This is a genomic window from Zoogloea oryzae, assembly GCF_030161255.1.
GTDB lineage: Bacteria > Pseudomonadota > Gammaproteobacteria > Burkholderiales > Rhodocyclaceae > Zoogloea > Zoogloea oryzae.
In genome coordinates, this window is sequence record NZ_BSPX01000005.1 from 58,790 (window position 1) to 75,764 (window position 16,975).

At 68.9% G+C, this 16,975-nt stretch carries 13 protein-coding genes and 1 riboswitch; of the genes, 1 reads left to right on the top strand and 12 read right to left on the bottom strand.

Annotation, left to right across the window (positions count from 1 at the left end; translation table 11 throughout):
- Position 1 precedes the first annotated feature (1 nt).
- The 11 genes from QQK25_RS03410 to QQK25_RS03460 are packed head-to-tail and all read right to left on the bottom strand — an operon-like array spanning position 2 to position 13,228.
- On the bottom strand, positions 2-1,090 hold the full coding sequence (locus QQK25_RS03410) for a glycosyltransferase family 4 protein (RefSeq protein ID WP_284186677.1): 1,089 nt from the start codon (positions 1,088-1,090) through the stop codon (positions 2-4).
- Positions 1,083-2,510, bottom strand: a complete 1,428-nt coding sequence (locus QQK25_RS03415; RefSeq protein ID WP_284186678.1) for a phenylacetate--CoA ligase family protein — start codon at positions 2,508-2,510, stop codon at positions 1,083-1,085. The genes QQK25_RS03410 and QQK25_RS03415 overlap by 8 nt, the downstream gene beginning before the upstream one ends.
- A gap of 4 nt (positions 2,511-2,514) precedes the next feature.
- Positions 2,515-3,951 (bottom strand): phenylacetate--CoA ligase family protein, encoded by a 1,437-nt coding sequence (locus QQK25_RS03420; RefSeq protein WP_284186679.1) that lies wholly within the window; start codon positions 3,949-3,951, stop codon positions 2,515-2,517.
- Between the two features lie 15 nt (positions 3,952-3,966).
- Positions 3,967-4,683, bottom strand: coding sequence for a WecB/TagA/CpsF family glycosyltransferase (locus QQK25_RS03425; RefSeq protein ID WP_284186680.1), 717 nt, complete (start codon positions 4,681-4,683; stop codon positions 3,967-3,969).
- Between the two features lie 11 nt (positions 4,684-4,694).
- Positions 4,695-6,326 carry a glucosamine inositolphosphorylceramide transferase family protein gene (locus QQK25_RS03430; RefSeq protein WP_284186681.1) on the bottom strand — a complete coding sequence of 544 codons (1,632 nt, stop codon included), beginning with the start codon at positions 6,324-6,326 and terminating at the stop codon, positions 4,695-4,697.
- Positions 6,323-7,558 carry a hypothetical protein gene (locus QQK25_RS03435; RefSeq protein WP_284186682.1) on the bottom strand — a complete coding sequence of 412 codons (1,236 nt, stop codon included), beginning with the start codon at positions 7,556-7,558 and terminating at the stop codon, positions 6,323-6,325. Before QQK25_RS03435 ends, QQK25_RS03430 begins: the two co-directional genes overlap by 4 nt.
- Positions 7,555-8,787: an O-antigen ligase family protein gene (locus QQK25_RS03440; RefSeq protein ID WP_284186683.1), complete on the bottom strand. Its 1,233-nt coding sequence runs from the start codon at positions 8,785-8,787 to the stop codon at positions 7,555-7,557. Before QQK25_RS03440 ends, QQK25_RS03435 begins: the two co-directional genes overlap by 4 nt.
- Entirely contained in the window at positions 8,787-9,674 is an 888-nt protein-coding gene (locus QQK25_RS03445) for a chain length determinant protein tyrosine kinase EpsG (protein ID WP_284186684.1), read from the bottom strand. The genes QQK25_RS03440 and QQK25_RS03445 overlap by 1 nt, the downstream gene beginning before the upstream one ends.
- Before the next feature lie 15 nt (positions 9,675-9,689).
- Positions 9,690-11,069: a chain length determinant protein EpsF gene (epsF, locus tag QQK25_RS03450; RefSeq protein ID WP_284186685.1), complete on the bottom strand. Its 1,380-nt coding sequence runs from the start codon at positions 11,067-11,069 to the stop codon at positions 9,690-9,692.
- 12 nt (positions 11,070-11,081) lie between these two features.
- Positions 11,082-11,936, bottom strand: a complete 855-nt coding sequence (epsE, locus tag QQK25_RS03455) for a polysaccharide export protein EpsE (protein WP_284186686.1) — start codon at positions 11,934-11,936, stop codon at positions 11,082-11,084.
- Positions 11,924-13,228: a porin family protein gene (locus QQK25_RS03460; RefSeq protein ID WP_284186687.1), complete on the bottom strand. Its 1,305-nt coding sequence runs from the start codon at positions 13,226-13,228 to the stop codon at positions 11,924-11,926. The genes epsE and QQK25_RS03460 overlap by 13 nt, the downstream gene beginning before the upstream one ends.
- A 284-nt stretch (positions 13,229-13,512) precedes the next feature.
- Here QQK25_RS03460 and QQK25_RS03465 point away from each other — a divergent pair, with 284 nt between their 5' ends.
- On the top strand, positions 13,513-14,904 hold the full coding sequence (locus QQK25_RS03465; protein ID WP_284186688.1) for an undecaprenyl-phosphate glucose phosphotransferase: 1,392 nt from the start codon (positions 13,513-13,515) through the stop codon (positions 14,902-14,904).
- 177 nt (positions 14,905-15,081) lie between these two features.
- Here the strand turns inward: QQK25_RS03465 and QQK25_RS03470 are convergent, their stop codons facing one another.
- Entirely contained in the window at positions 15,082-16,494 is a 1,413-nt protein-coding gene (locus QQK25_RS03470) for an MBL fold metallo-hydrolase RNA specificity domain-containing protein (RefSeq protein WP_284186689.1), read from the bottom strand.
- A 184-nt stretch (positions 16,495-16,678) separates the two neighbouring features.
- Positions 16,679-16,878, top strand: a riboswitch (cobalamin riboswitch).
- Positions 16,879-16,975: the final 97 nt, after the last annotated feature.

Here is a 16,975-nt window from a genome sequence, read left to right on the forward strand (position 1 = left end):
CTCAATCCTTTCCGCCGGACGCACGGTCGAGGCATTGCCAGGCGGACTCAACCATAGCCCGCACCCGTTCGATGCCATAGCTGTCGAGCACCCGCTCGCGCCCGGCCTCACCCATCCGCCGCGCCAGCGCGGCATCGGCCAGCAGCGGCTTGAGGGCCGTCACCAGCGAGGCCACGTCGTCCGGCTCGGCCAGCGTGCCGTTGTATCCATCGGTCACCACCTGGGGAATCCCGCCCACGCGGGTTGCCACCACCGGCAGGCCGGCGGCCTGGGCTTCGAGCAGCGCCATCGGCACGCCTTCAAAACGCGACGGCAGCAGGAAAATGCCGGCGCGGGCCAGCAGACGGGCCTTGGCCTCGCCCGCCACCCAGCCAGGCAGCTCAACCCGTTCGGCCACGCCGGCGGCCACCGCAGCTGCGCGCACCCGCGCCACGTCGCCCTCGCCCGCGAGGATCACCCGCAGGTCGGGGCGCGTGCCGGCGAGCCGCGCCAGCGCATCGATCAGCACGAACACGCCCTTGGCGTCTTCCAGCCGGCCCAGGAACAGCAGGGTGTGGGGCTCGCGGGGCACGTCATCGGGCAGCTGCACCGGCAGCACCGGGTTGGGCAGCACCCGCACGTCCGGATGGCCGATGTGCTTGCGCAGCCATTCCGCCCAGCTTTCGGAGAGCACGAAGACCACTTCGGCCCCGCGCACGGTGCGGTTGATCCACGCCCGTTCGAGGGCCGATGCGCCCGCGTGGTAGCGGTCGAAGGCGCCCCCATGCAAGTGGAAGATGTACGGTTTGCCGGCCAGCCGGGCCAGCGCCAGGATCAGGCTCTTGCGCCGGAAGCTGGCGTTGGAGGCCGAGTGGGCGTGCACCGCCGCCACCCGGCCCAGGGCGAGCATCAGGCAGAAGCGCAGCAGCGCGCCAGTGAACACCACGAGCTTGGCGATGGCGCTGCCGTCGGCGTAGGTCGGCAGATGCAGCACCGGCCGGCTGCCGCCGAAGCCCGCCTCCTGCCAGATCCGCATCACCGACGCGATCCCGCCGCGGGACTGGATATCCGGCCCGAGCATCACCAGCATCGGCGCACCCTTCTCACGCATGGGTGGCCTCGCTGTCGGCGCTGATGTGCTGGACGATGGTGCGCAGCTTGCCGTTGGCGGTGCGCGCCATGGACGACACCTCCTGCAGCTCGGCATCCACCATGCCGTGGAACTTGGTCTGGAAGAACTGCTGCAGCTCGCAGCAGGTCTCGCGGGTCAGGCCGGCGCCGGCCTGCAGGCGCACGATCAGCCGGCCCGGCTCGAACTGCTCGTACTGCAGCGCGTCGATCCGCGCAAAGGCCGGCGGACGCAGACCGCCCACCGAGGTCATCGGAATCGCCCGGCCGTCGCGGCCATAGATGAAGTCGGAGTCGCGCCCTTCGATGCGTTCGAGCACTGCAAAGCCCGGCAGGTCGGGATGCTCAGGGCCGGTGGACCACTGGGCGATGTCGCCGGTGCGGTAGCGGATGAAGGGCATCACCCGGTTGTCGAAGCCGGTGACGACGATTTCGCCGGAGACGCCTCGCTCGGTGATGACGCAGCCTTCGTGGTCGATCAGCTCGACCTTGCCGTACAGCGGCCACACGAAGTAGCGCGGGTCGTCGGGCATCGAGGCGGCCATCACGGCGCGCTCCGAGTGGCCGTAGTGCAGCAGCACCGGGCACGGGAACACGCGCCGGATGGTGTCGAGCATGAAGGGCTCGACGGTCTCGGAAAAGAGCTGCACGCCCCGCACGCGACGGACGAAATCCGCATGCTCGGGGTGCTTGTCCAGCCAGTTGGCAAACAGGTACACCGCCGACGGGTAGCCCTGGATGCCGCTCACCCGGTGGCGGCGGGCGGCCGCCACGTGGCCGGGCATCAGGTCATCGATGAGGTGATTGGGGCTGATCGCCAGCATCCGCTTGATCGGGTCGTAGCTGTGGGTCACGCCCTCCTCCGCGCCGCGCACGTTGCGGCCGCGCAGGGACAGGATGGTGACGCGGCGGCGGTAGCCCAGGCGACGATTGAAGCTGTCGATGTACGCCGTCTCCTTGCAGCGGGTGAGGCCACGCTCCAGCATGAAGCGCAGGGGCTCGGACGAGGAGCCGCTGGTCTGCATCGGCAGGCCGGCGTCGGGCGGGCAGGCGGTGGAGCGGTAGGCCTGGGGATGGCGTTTCAGGTCGAGGCGCGTGGTCAACGGGAAGGCCGCCAGCCACGCCTCCACCGGCGCTCCGTCGCACAGCAGCGCGAGCACGCCAGCGTAGGCCGGCACCGTCTCGGCGGCCCAGCGCAGGGTGCGACGCAGGCGCTCGTCGGCCAGCAGCTTCAGCTTCTCGGGGCAGCGCAGCTGGGCCTCGGCGAGAAAACGCCGGTAGCCGGTGCCGTAGCGCATGGCCTTCGGCAGGCAGCCGTAAGCCAGTCCCAACGGGGTCTTGATCCACTGGGGGGCATCCAGGTACTTGCCCAGCCAGCGGTAGAGATGGTCCTCGACGCTCATGATCCTAGTTTCTTGCCAGAGTCTCCGCGGGCCGCTCGGTGAGGTGCTGGATCATCAGCCGGCGCTTGCCGCGGGCGGTGCGCTCGATGTGCGGCACCACCTGCAGCTCGGCATCCACGAGGCCCAGCAGCTTGGTCCGGAAGTAGTCGTCGATCACCGCCAGCACGGCGGGATCGAGGGGTTCGGCCGATTGCAGGCGGACGGTGATCCGCCCCGGCTCGTGTTGTTCGTACTGGGTGGCCTCCACCTTCAGGAAGGCCGGCGGACGCAGCCCGCCCAGGGACGCCACCGGAATCCGGCGGCCGTCACGGGCCACGAAGTAGTCGTTGCTCCGTCCGTCAATGCGCTCCAGCACCGGGTAGCCGGGCAGCGCCGGATGGGGCGCGCGGTCCGACCACATGGCCAGATCGCCGGTGCGGTAGCGGATGAAGGGCATCGCCTTGTTGTCGAAGCCGGTGGCCACCACCTCGCCCTGCACGCCGGGTTCGGTGATCGGCTGGCCGGCTTCATCCACCAGCTCCACGTGGCCATACAGCGGCCACACGAAGTAGCGGTGGTCGTCGGGCATCGAGCCGGCCATCACCGAGCGCTCCGAGTGGCCGTAGTGCACCAGCACCGGGCAGTCGAAGACCTTCTCGATCAGCGCCACCATGCCTTCGTCGGCGGATTCGGAGAACAGCTGCACGCCCCGCACCGCCTGGGTGAAGCGCGGCACCGGGTTGAACTCCAGCCAGCGGGCCAGCTCATAGACCGCCGACGAGTAGCCCTGGATGAAGCTCACCCCGTACTTGATGGCCGCGTCCACGTGGCCGGGCATGTAGGCGGCGTCCAGGTGGTTGGGGCTGACCCACAGCATCTGCTTGATCGGCTCGTAGCTGTGCAGCGGGCCGGTGTCGGCTGCCGCGCCGCGGATGTTGCGGCCGCGCAGGGAGAGCACCACGTCCTGCCGGGTCAGGCCGATGCGCCGGCTGAAGGCTTCGATGTAGGCGGACTCCTTCGAGCGGGTGACGCCCTTCTGCAGCGCAAACTTGAAGGGCTCGGCCACCGAGCCGCTGGTCTGCATGGGCAGGCGCTCGGCCTCGCCGCAGGCGGTGGAGAGGTACGCCTCGGGGTTGCGCTTGTAGTCGAGCTTGGTCATCAGGGGGAAGAGCGCCAGCAGCTCGGAGAGCGGCATGTCGATGAGCAGCTGGGCGGCCAGCGCGGCGTAGGCCGGCACGGTCTGGATCGCCCACATCAGCGTCTCGCGCAGGCGCGATTCGGACAGGCGCTGGATCTCGGCCGGATCGGCCAGGCTCGCCTCGTCGCGGAAACGCGCGAAATCCTTGCCGTGGCGCCAGCGGTCGGGCAGCAGGCTGTAGAGGCGCCCGAGGGGCTCCTTCACCCACTGGGGGGCGTCCATGTAGCGCTTGAGCCAGCGGTAGCCCCAGTCTTCAATCCCCATTCCCTGCCCCCCTGCTCAGCGCCGGACCCATTCGCGCGCAAACAGCGCAACGAAGGCCATGTCGTCGATGAAGTAGCGGCGGAACATCCGCCGTGGCTCCTGCAGGAAGCGGTAGAACCACTCCAGCCCGGCGTTCTGCATCCACACCGGCGCACGCTTGACGAGGCCCACGGCCACATCGAAGGTGCCGCCGACGCCCATCGCGAAGGGGATCTTCATCGCCGCCTGGTAGCGGGCGAGGAAGGCCTCTTTCTTGGGCGAGCTGATCGCCACGAACAGGATGTCGGCGCGGGCCGCGGCGATCTGCTCGACCACCTGGGCTTCCTCCTCGGGCTTCCAGTAGCCGTTGCGGTAGCCGGCGATGGTGAGGCCGGGGTAGCGGGCCGGGTACAGCCGCGCGACGCCGCTCACCACCTCTTCACGGGCACCCAACAGATAGACGCGCCAGCCTTTCTTGGCGGCCTGGGCCATCAGCGCCTCGAACAGATCGACGCCGGTGACGCGCTCTTTCAGCGGCTTGCCGAGCAGACGCGAGGCCCACACCACGGGCATGCCGTCGGCGTTGATGAGGTCGCAGTCGTTGATGATCTGACGCAATGCGGGGTCGCGGCTGGCCTTGACGATCTTGTCCACATTGACCACCACGTGCTGGTGCGGCGTGCCCGCATGGATGAAGCCCTCGACGACACCGAGGGTCTCTTCCATGTTCAGGTTGTCGACCTTGCATCCCATCAAATCAATTCTCATTGCGCTGTTTTCCCGTCGGAATTATCCCGGCCACCATCGCTGCGACCCGTGGCGGAGGGCACGGGGCGCGTGCCGCGTACCGCCGCAAAGCGTGACCGTCTTGTCAGAAAGTCGAAAACAGTGAGCCCCGGCGCGTGGCTGAGGGTGTGCACGCAGGCAATCCCCGGCTTCCAGCCCGGCTCGATCCGCTGTTCGGTGTGTTCGATGTATTCGGTGGGCGTGAGCCGCTCGATGCGCCGCAGGCTCAGCGCGTGGCCGTATTCCGGCACGCATTCCTGGGCCGGCCGCAGCAGCTTGCCGTCGCGCATGAAGAGCGGCCCGGCCGGACGGGCAAAGCGCGCGTCGGCCACCACCGGGTTGGCGGCGTGGGGTTGCCACGGGCCCAGGGGGCTGTCGGCGTAGTAGGCGTGCAGCTCGTCGTGCTTTTCGGCGCCCGGCTCGGTGACGTTGCCGAGCATCCACCAGCGGCCCTCGTGGGCGAACAGGGTGGCGTCCACCATGTCGATGCCGGTCATGATGTCGGCGACCTTCTCCCAGTGGTCGGGCAGGTTCACGCATCGGTAGAGCTCCACGCTGCGGTTGGCACCGCTCTCGGGCACCATCCACAGCTGGCCTTCCCATTCGAACAGGAAGGGGTAGGAGAGATGCCACGGGCGCACCATCACCGACACCGGCTCGGCCCAGCTGCCGTCCGTCTGCACGCGCATGGCCTTGAGGGTGCCGCGGCCTTCCTTGTAGATCACCTCTTCGATGAACACCCACCAGCCGCCACCTTCTGCCGGCCACACCATCGGGTCGGCCCAGAAGCGGTCTGCGGGCGGATGGATCAGGGTCGCGCGGGCCGGGTCGAGGCACAGCGCGTCCTCGAACACCAGCGCCAGCCCCCACTGGTCGCGGCTCAGGGCCTTCGACGCCGAGCGCGACACGGTGCGCCGTACCAGCGTGGCAAAGCGCTGGGCAGCCGGGCTACCCGGAAAGGCATCGACGCCGCCGGCCGGCACCTCGGGCAGCGGCGCGACAGCGCCCTCTGCCGTCAGCCGCACCAGCGCACGGCGCACCATGCCCATGCCCTTGGCGATGGCGCGACGGCGGTTGCGGCGGATCGAGAAGGTGCACGAAGCCCCCAGCGAGGTGTCGATCACCGCGCCGCCGGGGATGGTTTCGAGCTGGATCACCGTGCTGTCGGCGCCCTCCACCACCGGGTCGGCGCCCGCCAGCGGGGTGACCGCCGGACGGCCGGAGAGCATCAGCGCCCAGTGATGGGTCGGGCTCACGGCCATCGGCATCGGCGCGGTGCGCAGGTCGAGGAGCACGTCGCAACCGCGGGTGGCGAGCCAGGCATCGGCCGGCTCGGCGGTCGGCGCGATCCACTCGGCCACGCCGGCCGGGGTCGGCAGGTCCGCCAGACGCAGCGGCGAGGCGCCCCGGTCGAAGACCATCTCGTCGACCCGGTCGGCCCAGTCGGCCGCGGGCAGCGGCGACGCGTCGCGCAGCAGCGCAACGAGGCGCACATCGGGCAGGTCGAGGCAGTCGCCCACCAGACGGACAACCCAGCTGGGCACCGGCCCGGCCGGGAGGAAAACAGCGAGGCGCACGTTCATCGCGGCCTCCGAACGCGGCAAGTTCATGCAAAAACCTCCGGCGCGCGGCGCAACACGGCCCGGCGCAATAACAGGTTGCGCGACAGGGTCGCGCCCAGAAGAACGGCAAACAGACACAGCACCGCATCCACACCCGGCGGTGCAACGAGCATCACCAGCCCGCAGGCGGCGACGAAGATCACCAGCGAGAGCACGTTCACCCGCAGCGGCAGGCGGGTTTCCTCGACGGTCTGGAGATAATTGGCTTCCGGCAGCACCAGCTGGCCCACGTAGAAGCTGGCGAGCTGGAGCACGAAGATCGCGGTGGCGCCGGCCAGGGCAAAGTCGGGCCGCTGGCCCCACCAGGCAAGGCCGCACCAGGCCAGCACGGCCAGCACGCTGAGGGCGGTGTTCACGCGGATCAGGTCGTGGCGCAGAGTGTCGAGCGTCGCCCGCACCTCTCGATGCCCGGCCTGACGCACCACCCTGGCCAGCGCCGGCAGGGCGTTGAAGCTGAGGGCCCGCGGAAACAGCAGCAGCACGCTGGTCAGGCTGCCGATCAGCGCCACCAGCCCGCCGTAGCCCTCCCCCGCCACCCGCACGGTGAAGGGCACGAGGATCATCGACATGCCGGCGCTGACGAAATTGAGCGCCGCCTGCTCGGCCGAGGTGCGGGCGCTCCCAGCCGGCAGCGCGGCGGCCTCGTGGCCCCGGTGGCGCATCAGGTGCACCAGGCCGGCAAGGCCAAGCAGCGCGGTGGGCACCGCCAGCGCGGCATAAGGCATCCAGCGGTGACGCCCGCCATCCACCACGATGCCGGCGGTGAGCAGCACCACCAGCAGGGTTTCCAGAACCAGCAGCGGGCGATAGCGCGTCAGCGCCAGACCGTAGTGGCGGGCCACGGTGTAGGCCGTCCACCCGGCCAGCAGCAGCGCCGTCCAGCCCGGCTCGAACAGCCAGCAGTTCGACGCCAGCAGCGGCAAGGGCATGCAGGCGAGCAAGGTGAACACCACCGCGCCCCGGGCCAGCCCCAGCATCACCGGCGCCACCCGGCCCTCGCCCGCCACCGGCACCCGCGCGAGCACCAGCGCCGACCAGCCCACCGCCGAAAACAGGCCCAGCATCATGGCGATCGACAGATCGTTGGCGAAGCGCCCCAGCGCCTCGGTGCCGCACACCGCCTGCACCAGCGCAAAGTGGAGCAGGCGCTGGCCGCCGGGTGCGGCGGTCACCGCCAGCACCTCGCCACGACGCAGGAGGGCCGCCATCGACAGGCTCATCGCGCGCCCTCCCCGCTGATCCGCTGCCAGGCGGCGGTCGCGGCCACCAGCGCCAGGGGCATCAGCAGGCTGGCCTGGGGACGGAACATGATCCCGTTGCTGAAGGCCGTGGACGCCCCCAGCGCCGCCAGCAGCGGCAGCGCCACCCCCGGCGGAAAGGCCGCAGCCCACACCGCCAGGATCGCCAGCACCATGCCCAGCCCCAGCACGCCCTGCTGGTTGAGCAGGCGGATGAAGTCGTTGTGGGAATCCTTCGCGCTCCACCACCACACTTCGGACACGATCCAGTCCGAGCCCTCGCCGTGGCCGAACATCCATTCCAGCAGCGTGCTGTTGGCGAGGATGTCGATCTTCTGCAGCCACATGGAGAAGCGGCCGGAGGTCACCTCCACCATCTCGTCCCACGACGGCAGGTGGATCAACCCGAAGAGCAGCGGCACGAAGGCCAGCGTCAGCAGGCCGGCAAAGCCGACGAACATCACCACCGGCGCCATCCGCATGCGCTGCACCATCACCACGCCACCAAAGGCCACCGCCGCCACCATCGAGGTGCGCACACCCCAGCCGTAGAACACCAGCAGCAGCGAGAACAGCAGCTGCGCGATGAACAGCCGGCGGCTCAGGTGGCCGGCCTCAAAGAGGTACAGCGACAGCGCCGCGCACACCACCACCAGATACGAGCTGGTGTGCAGCGAGGCAAAGTAAACCGGCCAGAACGGCTCGCCACCCCGGTTGAGGGACGGCGGCATCACGACGAGCGCAAACACCACCATCACCCAGATCAGCGCCAGGGTGATCTGCATCAGGCGGATCACCAGCGCCGTCTCCCGCTCGTAGAGGCGCAGCAGCAGCACCGACAAGAGCGGCGGCGTGACGATCTTGAAGTACTCGAAGACCGCCGTCGAAAAGTTGAGCCCGGTCAGCGCCTCGGTCGTCAGGAAGGACGCGAGGCCAATCGGCACCGCCACGAGGATCAGCGGTGCGCGCTGGAGGATGGCGTCGGCGTAGGTGCCGATGCCGGCGAACATCACCCCCAGCAACATGGCGTCGGCCAGCCGGTTGTACATGGATTCGCCTTCCGCATCGATCACCGGCTGGGTCAGCATCACCGCCACCGCCAGCTTCAGCCACAGGGTGGCAAAGAGCGCCCAGGCAAAACCCTGCGCCACCCGCTTCTCAAAGGGGGTGGCGAGGCTGACGGGCGCCGTGGCGGAGAGGGCGAAAGCCATCAGAAGTCGAGCAGCACGCCGCCGATCACCACCACGCCGGCGTCCCGCAGGCCGGCCGAGAGCGCCGCCACCCGCTTGTGGGCCGAGGCGTGGCGACGGGCCACGATGATGGCGCTGCCGCAGGTGGCGGCGACGAGCTGGGCGTCGGCGCCCACTTCATCGGCCGGGGTATCCACCAGCGTCATCTCGAAGGTTTCCCGGGCCACCGCGATCTGCGCGCCGAAGGCCGGGCGGGCCAGCAGCTCCTGGGGGTTGGGCGGCACGATGCCGGCCTGCAGCACCGACAGGTGATCGAAGCGCGAATGGGGCTGGATCGCCCCGCCCTTGTCGCCCCGCTCGGCCAGCCGCGAGGCCAGGCCGCCGGCGGGCGGCAGGCGGAACAGGGTCTGCTGGCGCGGGTTGCGCAGGTCGCCATCGACCAGCAGCGTGCGTTCGCCCAGCTGGGAGAACACCACCGCCAGGTTGGCCGCCAGCCAGCTGCGCCCTTCACCGCGCACGGGGCCGACGATGGCGACGGTGCGCAGCAGCGGGTTGGCCATGCGCCGCAGCACCAGCTGGCTGCGCAGCTTGCGCAGGGCTTCGACGCGGGGCGAGGTGGGCTCGAAGGCGGCCACCAGCTCCGGATCGGCGCCCTGGTCGCCGGCGGAGAGCACCGGGTAGTCGAACTGCCGCGACAGGGCGGCGTGCACGTCGGCCTGGGTCACCAGCCCGAGCTCGATGGCGGCCGCGCCGAAGGGAATCCCCCGCTCCCGCTGGCGGGCCGTGACACGGGCCACCGCGTCGGCCGACAGGCGGCCGGTGGACACGAGGATCTCCCCCAGATTGGGGAAGGCGACCGGAGGTTTTTCAAAGGCAGACACGTGGGAATGACCGGAAAAGGATTTCATGTCCATGGATGCTCCTCAGGCCCGCCGCAGGGCCAGACGCAGGCGCGAGCCTTCGTTGGCGGCGTCCTGCAGGCGGGGGATCTCGGCCAAGAGCGGCGCGCCGATGGCGTCGTCCAGGTCTGCGGCGCTGCGGATGCGGCGGTCGAACAGCTCGCGCACGATGCTCACCGCCATGCCCAGCAGGGCGCCGATGACGATCGCCAGACCCAGGTTGAGCAGCAGCTTGGGGCTGGCCGCTTCGGTGGGCGGCACCGCCACCGACAGCACGGCCACGTTGCCCTGGCGCGACTTGCTCTCGAGGCTGGTCTGGGTCAGGCGGGCCATCACCAGGTCGTAGGCCTTCTGGGCGCTGTCCACCTCGCGCTGCAGCACGCCCATCTCGTCGCGCTGCTGCTTGAGCTGCAACACACGCTGCTTCTGGGCTTCGAGGCGGCTCTTGACGTCGCCTTCGCGGGCCTGGTTGATGCGGGTGTTGGTGCCCACCACCGCAGCCACGTTGCCGGATTCGGCGCGCAGGCGGGCACGCAGGGATTCCACCTCACCCTTCACGCGCTGGTACTGGGGATGGTTCTCGCCGAGGTAGCCGGAGAGCTCGGAGAGCTTCGCTTCCTGGCGGGCCAGATCCACCTTGAGGGCCTGGACCAGCGGGCTGGCGGTGACTTCGTTGGCGCTGCCGCCCTGGCGCTGGCGCGACGTGGTCTCGGTGCTCTGGGCCTGGATGGCCGTGTATTGGGTGGAGAGCTCGGTGAGGCGCGCGCTCTCCAGGTCGAGCTTCTCGTCGCCCACCAGGCCGTGGCTGCGCTGGAACTCCGACAGGCGGGCCTGGGCGGTTTCCAGGTTGGCGCGCAGGGCCTTGGTGTGTTCGTCGAACCATGCGGCCGACTGCTTGGCCGGCTCGATCTTCAGCTCCAGATCGGTCTCCACGTAGGCCTTGGCCAGCGCGTTGGCGTAGTCGGCGGCAAATTTCGGATCATCGCCGGTGAAGGTGACGGTCAGCACGTTGCTCTCGTGGGACGGGCTCACCTTGACGAACTTCTTCAGGCGGCCGGCGATCCAGCGGTCGGCATCGCCCTGCCCGCCCGAGGCCTTCTGCCACTTTTCGGCCCAGCGCGGCATCTGCGCCACCTTGAGGGCCGCCACCGCCTTGGCGCCGACGCGCTCGCTGGCCATGATGTCGGCCTGGGTGGCCAGGAAGCCCGGCGTCGAGCCGCCGCTGCCCGGATGCACCACCAGCGGATCGCCGCCGCGCGCCTCGACCACCACTTCGGACGAAGCCACGTACTGGCGCGGCAGCACGAGGCTCACCACCAGGGCCAGCAGCACCACGCCGCCCCACACCATGAAGAGTTCCCTGCGCCGGGCCCGGAGTACCGCCAGGAGTTGAGTGATGCCCATGTCGGCGTCCGATCAGAAGAGGGCCTCGCGGACGACGATCACGTCATCCGCCTGCACCAGGTCGTTGAGTTGGGGGGTGAGCACGCGCACGGCACCGTCTTCGCCACGGCGATGGATGCGCACGCCGCGCTCGGTGCCCCGCTGGCTGAGGCCACCGCCCATGGCGAGGGCCTGCAGCACGGTCATCTGGCGCTCGATGCGGTAGGCGCCGGAGCGCTGCACCTCGCCATACACGTACACCTGCGGGGCGCGATGCACGTAAAGGGTGTCGCCCGCCATCACCGGCAGGTCCTTCTCCGGCGTCCAGGTGACGAAGAGTTCGGTCACGTCGATCTCGGCGCGCACCCGGCGGCCGCTGCGCATCCCGGTGAGGATCACCTTGTCGGCGCCCTGGGGCGCCATGCCGCCGGCCAGGGCCAGGGCGTCGGTGACCTTCATCGCGGTGCTCTCGAGCGGGTAGCGACCGGGCCGGGCCACCTGGCCAAGCACCGCCACCTGGGCGCCGCGCACCTGCTGGAGCACCACCGTGACCTGGGGCTGGAGCACGAAGCCGCCCTTCTTCAGGCCGTCGGCGATGGCCTTCTCGGCGCCCGCCACGCTCAGCCCGCCCACCTGCACGTTGCCCACCAGCGGGTAGCTGATCGAGCCGGTCTCGGAGACGCGGGTCTCGAGGCTGAGATCCGGGTTCTGGAAGACCGAGATCTTCAGCCCGTCACCCGGCCCGAGGCGATATTCCTGGGCGGCCGGTTCCTGCCCGGCGGCCTCCCGCGCATGGGCCGGCACCAGGCCGGCGACGAGCGCGAGCCCGGTCACCAGCGCGCCCAGCGCCGCCTTGCCGCGCTTCCAACCTGTCGTCAAAACACCCACTGCAAGCTCCCCGCCAATGTCCAATAGTTGAAACTCTGTGCCGCCTCGGTCGAACTGCGCCGTTCCCGCGTCAGCGAGGTGATCCAGCGCGTCCGCGGCGTCAGCTGCCAGGTGCCGGCCACCGCGGCCAGCACACCCTTGTCTTCCCGCTGGGAGGCGGTGCTCACACCGAAACCGGGGTCGCCCCGGTACTGGGCGTCACGCCATTCCAGGCGGCTGTCCACCCGCAGCTTCGGCGAGTACTCCCACACCGCCCCGAAACGTAGGCCCTTCACGGCCACGTAGTTCGAGACGAAATCCTGGGCCGGCTCCACGTCGTGGCGCAGCGTGGTACTGATCAGCGTGCGCGGCGTCACCCGCCACTCGAAGCCGACGCTCCCGTTGTGGCCCGTGTAGTTGTTCTGCGGAAAGCGCTGGTAGCTGCGGCTCACCGTACCCAGCCGGGCCAGCAGGCGCGTTCCGCTTCGCAGCGGCAGCGTCGCTTCTGCGAAGAATTCGTCCTGCTCGAAGCGCGATTCGCTCAGACCAGTGACCGTCACCGGCGCGTTGGGGTACTGCCCCTGGGCACGCCGGCGGGTCACCGCCACCACCGCTCCCGACGCCGGCGCGTAGCGCAGCACAGCGTCAAAACCGGCAAAATCGATCTCGTTGCTGGGCCGCGAGCCATCCGGATATCGCCGGCTGCCCTGCCCCACCTGCGCGCCGACAAACCAGTCCGGCGCCACCTGATAAAACCCGCCGGCCGTGAACTGCCGCGTCACACCCAGGCTGCGCTGCTGCTGGCGGTAGTACGCAAAATCGTCGGTCGCCTCGCGCTGTTCAGCGGAGAGCTCACCCTTCCAGTCCGGCCCGGCTGTCCAGCGCCAGCGGCCCACGAGGCTGTTGGCGTTGTTGTCCAGAAAACCGAACTCCCGGTAACGCGACACCGCCAGCTCGTAATCGAGGGTGAACTGCTGCCCCGCGTAGTACTTCTCCAGGCCCAGGCCCAGCTTGGTGGTGCTGTTCCAGTCGCCCATCCCCTTCAGGCCGGCCGCGGTGGCCGCCGCCGCACCGGAGAGCCGGAACAGGTTGCTGTCGTAGGTGAAGGTTTCGCTAACGCTGATCCGCGAGCCGATGCCCTTGCCCAGCGGCAGGTCGATGGGGTCGCTGCCCCGGTCTTCCGCCGCCACCTTTGCCGACTCGTCGGACAGCGCCCGGCTCAGCTCCAGATACGGCGGGTCCGGCTCGTCGCTCTCGAAAAGCGGCCCCGGCCTGCGCGGTTCGCCCAGCATGGTCGAAACGTGGAGGGCCACGCCTTCGCTACCAAAAGCGGGCAGACCTGCCCCGATCAGCAGCAAAACACCCCCGACACGAACACCAAAATCACGCAAATCCGCACCCCGATTAGCAAGTTGCAGCATCTTGAGGGAGAAGCGGACGAAATCAAGCCAAATTTTACGCATTTTGCAAAAGCACCGGCGTTCTGCACAGTTTTTTGCAAACAAATTCACATATCCAATAAATTTGACATTAACAATATCGAACTTGCAGTACATTCCGCATCGACCAGACAACCATCGGGATACAACAGTCCGCCATGCAGGCCGCCATCGAACGACAGGCGCCGGGCATCAAGCCCCACCTGTCCCTGATCTCCATCTTCGAGGCCCTTCTCGACCCGATCGCCTTCTCCGGCAGCCTGCTGGGGGTGGCGAACTGGTTTGGCGTGGGCGGGCAGCCTGCCTACGCGGTGCTGGCGATCACGGTGTTCCTGCTGGCCCAGCCGATGCCGATGCACATCGACAGCGGCCTCAAGGCGCTGTACCGGGGAAGCTGGCTGAAGGGGGTCGCGCTGTTCGGCATCCTCACCCTGATCGGCCTCTTGACGGGCTTTGGCAGCGCCTACGCGCCAGAGGTACTGCTGGTGTGGTTCGTGGTCGGGCCGGCGACGGCCGCCCTCGCCCGCCATGCCGCCCACACCTTCACGCCGATGGTCATGGCCCACGCGGGCTACCGCCAGCGGGCGGTGATCGTGGGTGCCAGCCACGCCGGCCTGGCCGTGGCCGACCGTCTCGAACGCTCCCGCCGCGCCGGCAAGCGCCTGCTCGGCTTCTTTGACGACCGCCATTCGAGCCGCCACGCCCGCGCCGGCATCCACCATCTGGGCAAGATCAAGGATCTGGTGGACTACGTGCGCGACAACGACGTGGACGTGATCTACATCGCCCTGCCCATGAGCAGCCAGCCGCGCATCCTCCAGTTGCTGGACGAGCTGCGCGACACCACGGTGTCGATCTATTTCGTGCCGGATTTCTTCATGACCGACCTGATCCAGGCGCGCATGGACGACCTGGGCGGCCTGCCCGTGGTGGCGGTATGCGAATCACCGTTCACCGGCGTCAATGGCCTCTTCAAGCAGGCTTTCGATTTCATGCTGGCGGCGGCCATCCTGGTGATGATCTCGCCGCTGCTGGTGGCCATCGCCATCGCAGTGAAGGCCACTTCGCCGGGCCCGGTACTGTTCCGCCAGTACCGCTACGGCCTCGACGGGGAGCGCATCCTGGTCTACAAGTTTCGCTCCATGAGCGTCTGCGAGAACGGCGACACCATCACCCAGGCCCGGGTGGGCGACAGCCGGGTGACGCCTCTGGGCGCCTTTCTGCGGCGCACCTCGCTGGACGAGCTGCCCCAGTTCATCAACGTGCTCCAGGGCCGCATGAGCATCGTCGGCCCGCGCCCCCACGCTGTGGCCCACAACGAGACCTACCGCAAGCTCATCAAGGGCTACATGATCCGCCACAAGGTGCGCCCGGGCATCACCGGCTGGGCCCAGGTGAACGGTTGCCGGGGCGAGACCGAGACGCTGGACAAGATGAAGCGGCGCATCGACTTCGACCTGGAATACCTGCGCAACTGGTCCTTCCTGCTCGACCTGCGGATCATCCTGCGCACCGTCGGCCTGATCCGCAAAGACCCGAACGCTTACTGAGGCCGACCTGAAAATACGAAAACGCAGCCTGCCGAGGGCTGCGTTTTTTTGCTTCAGGGGGAGCGCGCGCGGTAGGTCGGACTTCAGTCCGACATCACGGGTTGAGCAGGCAGGGGTTGTTGGACTGAAGTCCGACCTACAGGGGCAGGACACTTCGTCTGCCCGCAACCGACGGACTTACAGCGTCAAGCTGTCGCCGGGCTTGGGCAGCATCACGTCCTTCCAGCCCAGCCGGTCGCGGATGGCCTGGGCGAAGGTGGCCGAGGCGCCGGCCTCGCCGTGGATCACGCAGGTGTGGCGCGGCGGGGTATGAACGCCGCCGATCCAGTCCAGCAGCCCGGCCTGATCGGCGTGGGCCGACAGCCCGCCCACCGTGTAGACGCGCGCCCGCACCGGCACCGGCTCGCCAAAGATGTGCACCAGCCGCGCCCCATCCACCAGCCGCCGGCCCAGCGTGCCGGCTGCCTGGAAGCCGGCGATCAGCACGCTGCATTCGCTGCGCGGCAGGTTCTCCCGCAGGTGATATTTGATCCTCCCGGCCTCGCACATGCCGCTGGCCGAGATGATGATCGCCCCGCTGCGCACGTCGTTGAGCGCCCGGGAGGCTTCCACGTCGGCCACGAACTCCAGCTTGAGCTTGTTCGGGTGCACCTTCAGCCACTCGAGCAGATCCCGCGTCTCGCTGTCGAGCAGCGCCGGGTGGGCCAGGGTGATGCGCGTCGCCTCGTTGGCCATGGGCGAATCCACGAACACCTTGAGGGGCTCCAGCCTTCCCTGCCGCACCAGATCGGCCAGGATGTAAATGATCTCCTGGGTGCGCCCCACCGCGAAGGACGGGATCACCAGATTGCCGTGGCAGGCCCGGGTGCGGCCGATGGCGGCGATGATCTCCTCCTCGGTCTCGGGCAGGGGGCGGTGCAGGCGGTCGCCGTAGGTGGATTCGATGAGCAGCAGGTCGGCCGACGGGATGATCTTCTCCGGGTCGTTCAGCACCGGCCGGTCGCGCATCCCGATGTCACCCGAGAACACCAGCCGGCGCGGCCGGCCCTCGCCCGCGGCGGTCACCTCCAGCCATGCCGAACCCAGGATGTGCCCCGCATCATGAAAGCGCACCGCGATGCCCGGCGCCGGCTCGATGGTCCTTCCGTAGGGCGCCGGCTGCAGCAGGCCGAGGGTGGTCTGGGCCTGGGCCACGGTGTAGAGCGGCGCCGCCACGCCCCGCTCGCTGCCGCCCCGGCGGTGCTGGTGGCGCAGCTGCCACTCGGATTCCTTCTCCTGAATGTGGGCGCTGTCGGGCAGGAGCACCGCCAGCAGGTCGATGGTGGCCGGCGTGGCGTAGATCGGGCCGCGGAAGCCCAGCACCGCCAGCCGCGGCAACAGGCCGGAGTGGTCGATGTGGGCGTGGGTCAGCAGCACGAAGTCGATGTCCCGCACGTCAAAGCCGAAATCCAGCGCCCGGAGGTTCTTGGCCCGGGCCTCGCGCCCGCCCTGGAACATCCCGCAATCGACCAGGAAGCGGACATCGCCGACTTCCACCAGGGTGCACGAGCCGGTCACCTCGCCGGCCGCGCCAAAGAAACGGACTCGCATTTGAACGCACCTCCTTGACGAATCGAGCATGAACCCGGCCAAGACGGATTGCAATGGCGCGCACTTCGCCGACCTCGCCCCATGCCGCGGACCCGCTGCCGGGGCGGACTAGATATGGGCCTCGACAACCCCCGACAGCCCTACCCGCAGTGCCCCGGCTTGACACGCCGGATACCACCCCCCTACCATCCGCCTCGTCATTGGTTCCCCGCAAGGGGATGAAAAGGGAAGCTGGTGCGAGGCCGTCGCCTCAAATCCAGCACTGCCCCCGCAACTGTAATCGGCGAGTTTCGTGCCCCCCACTGCCACTGGATGCGCTCCGGGAAGGCTGGCACGAGGCGACGACCCGAGAGTCAGGAGACCTGCCATGGCCCATTCCTTCAGTGCTTTTGGGGCGGGGTGTCCCTGAAACGAGGTGTCTTCCTGTCGCCACCGTGCGCCAGCGCGGATTGCAGGGCTTCCGCCCGTGCGTTGACGCCGG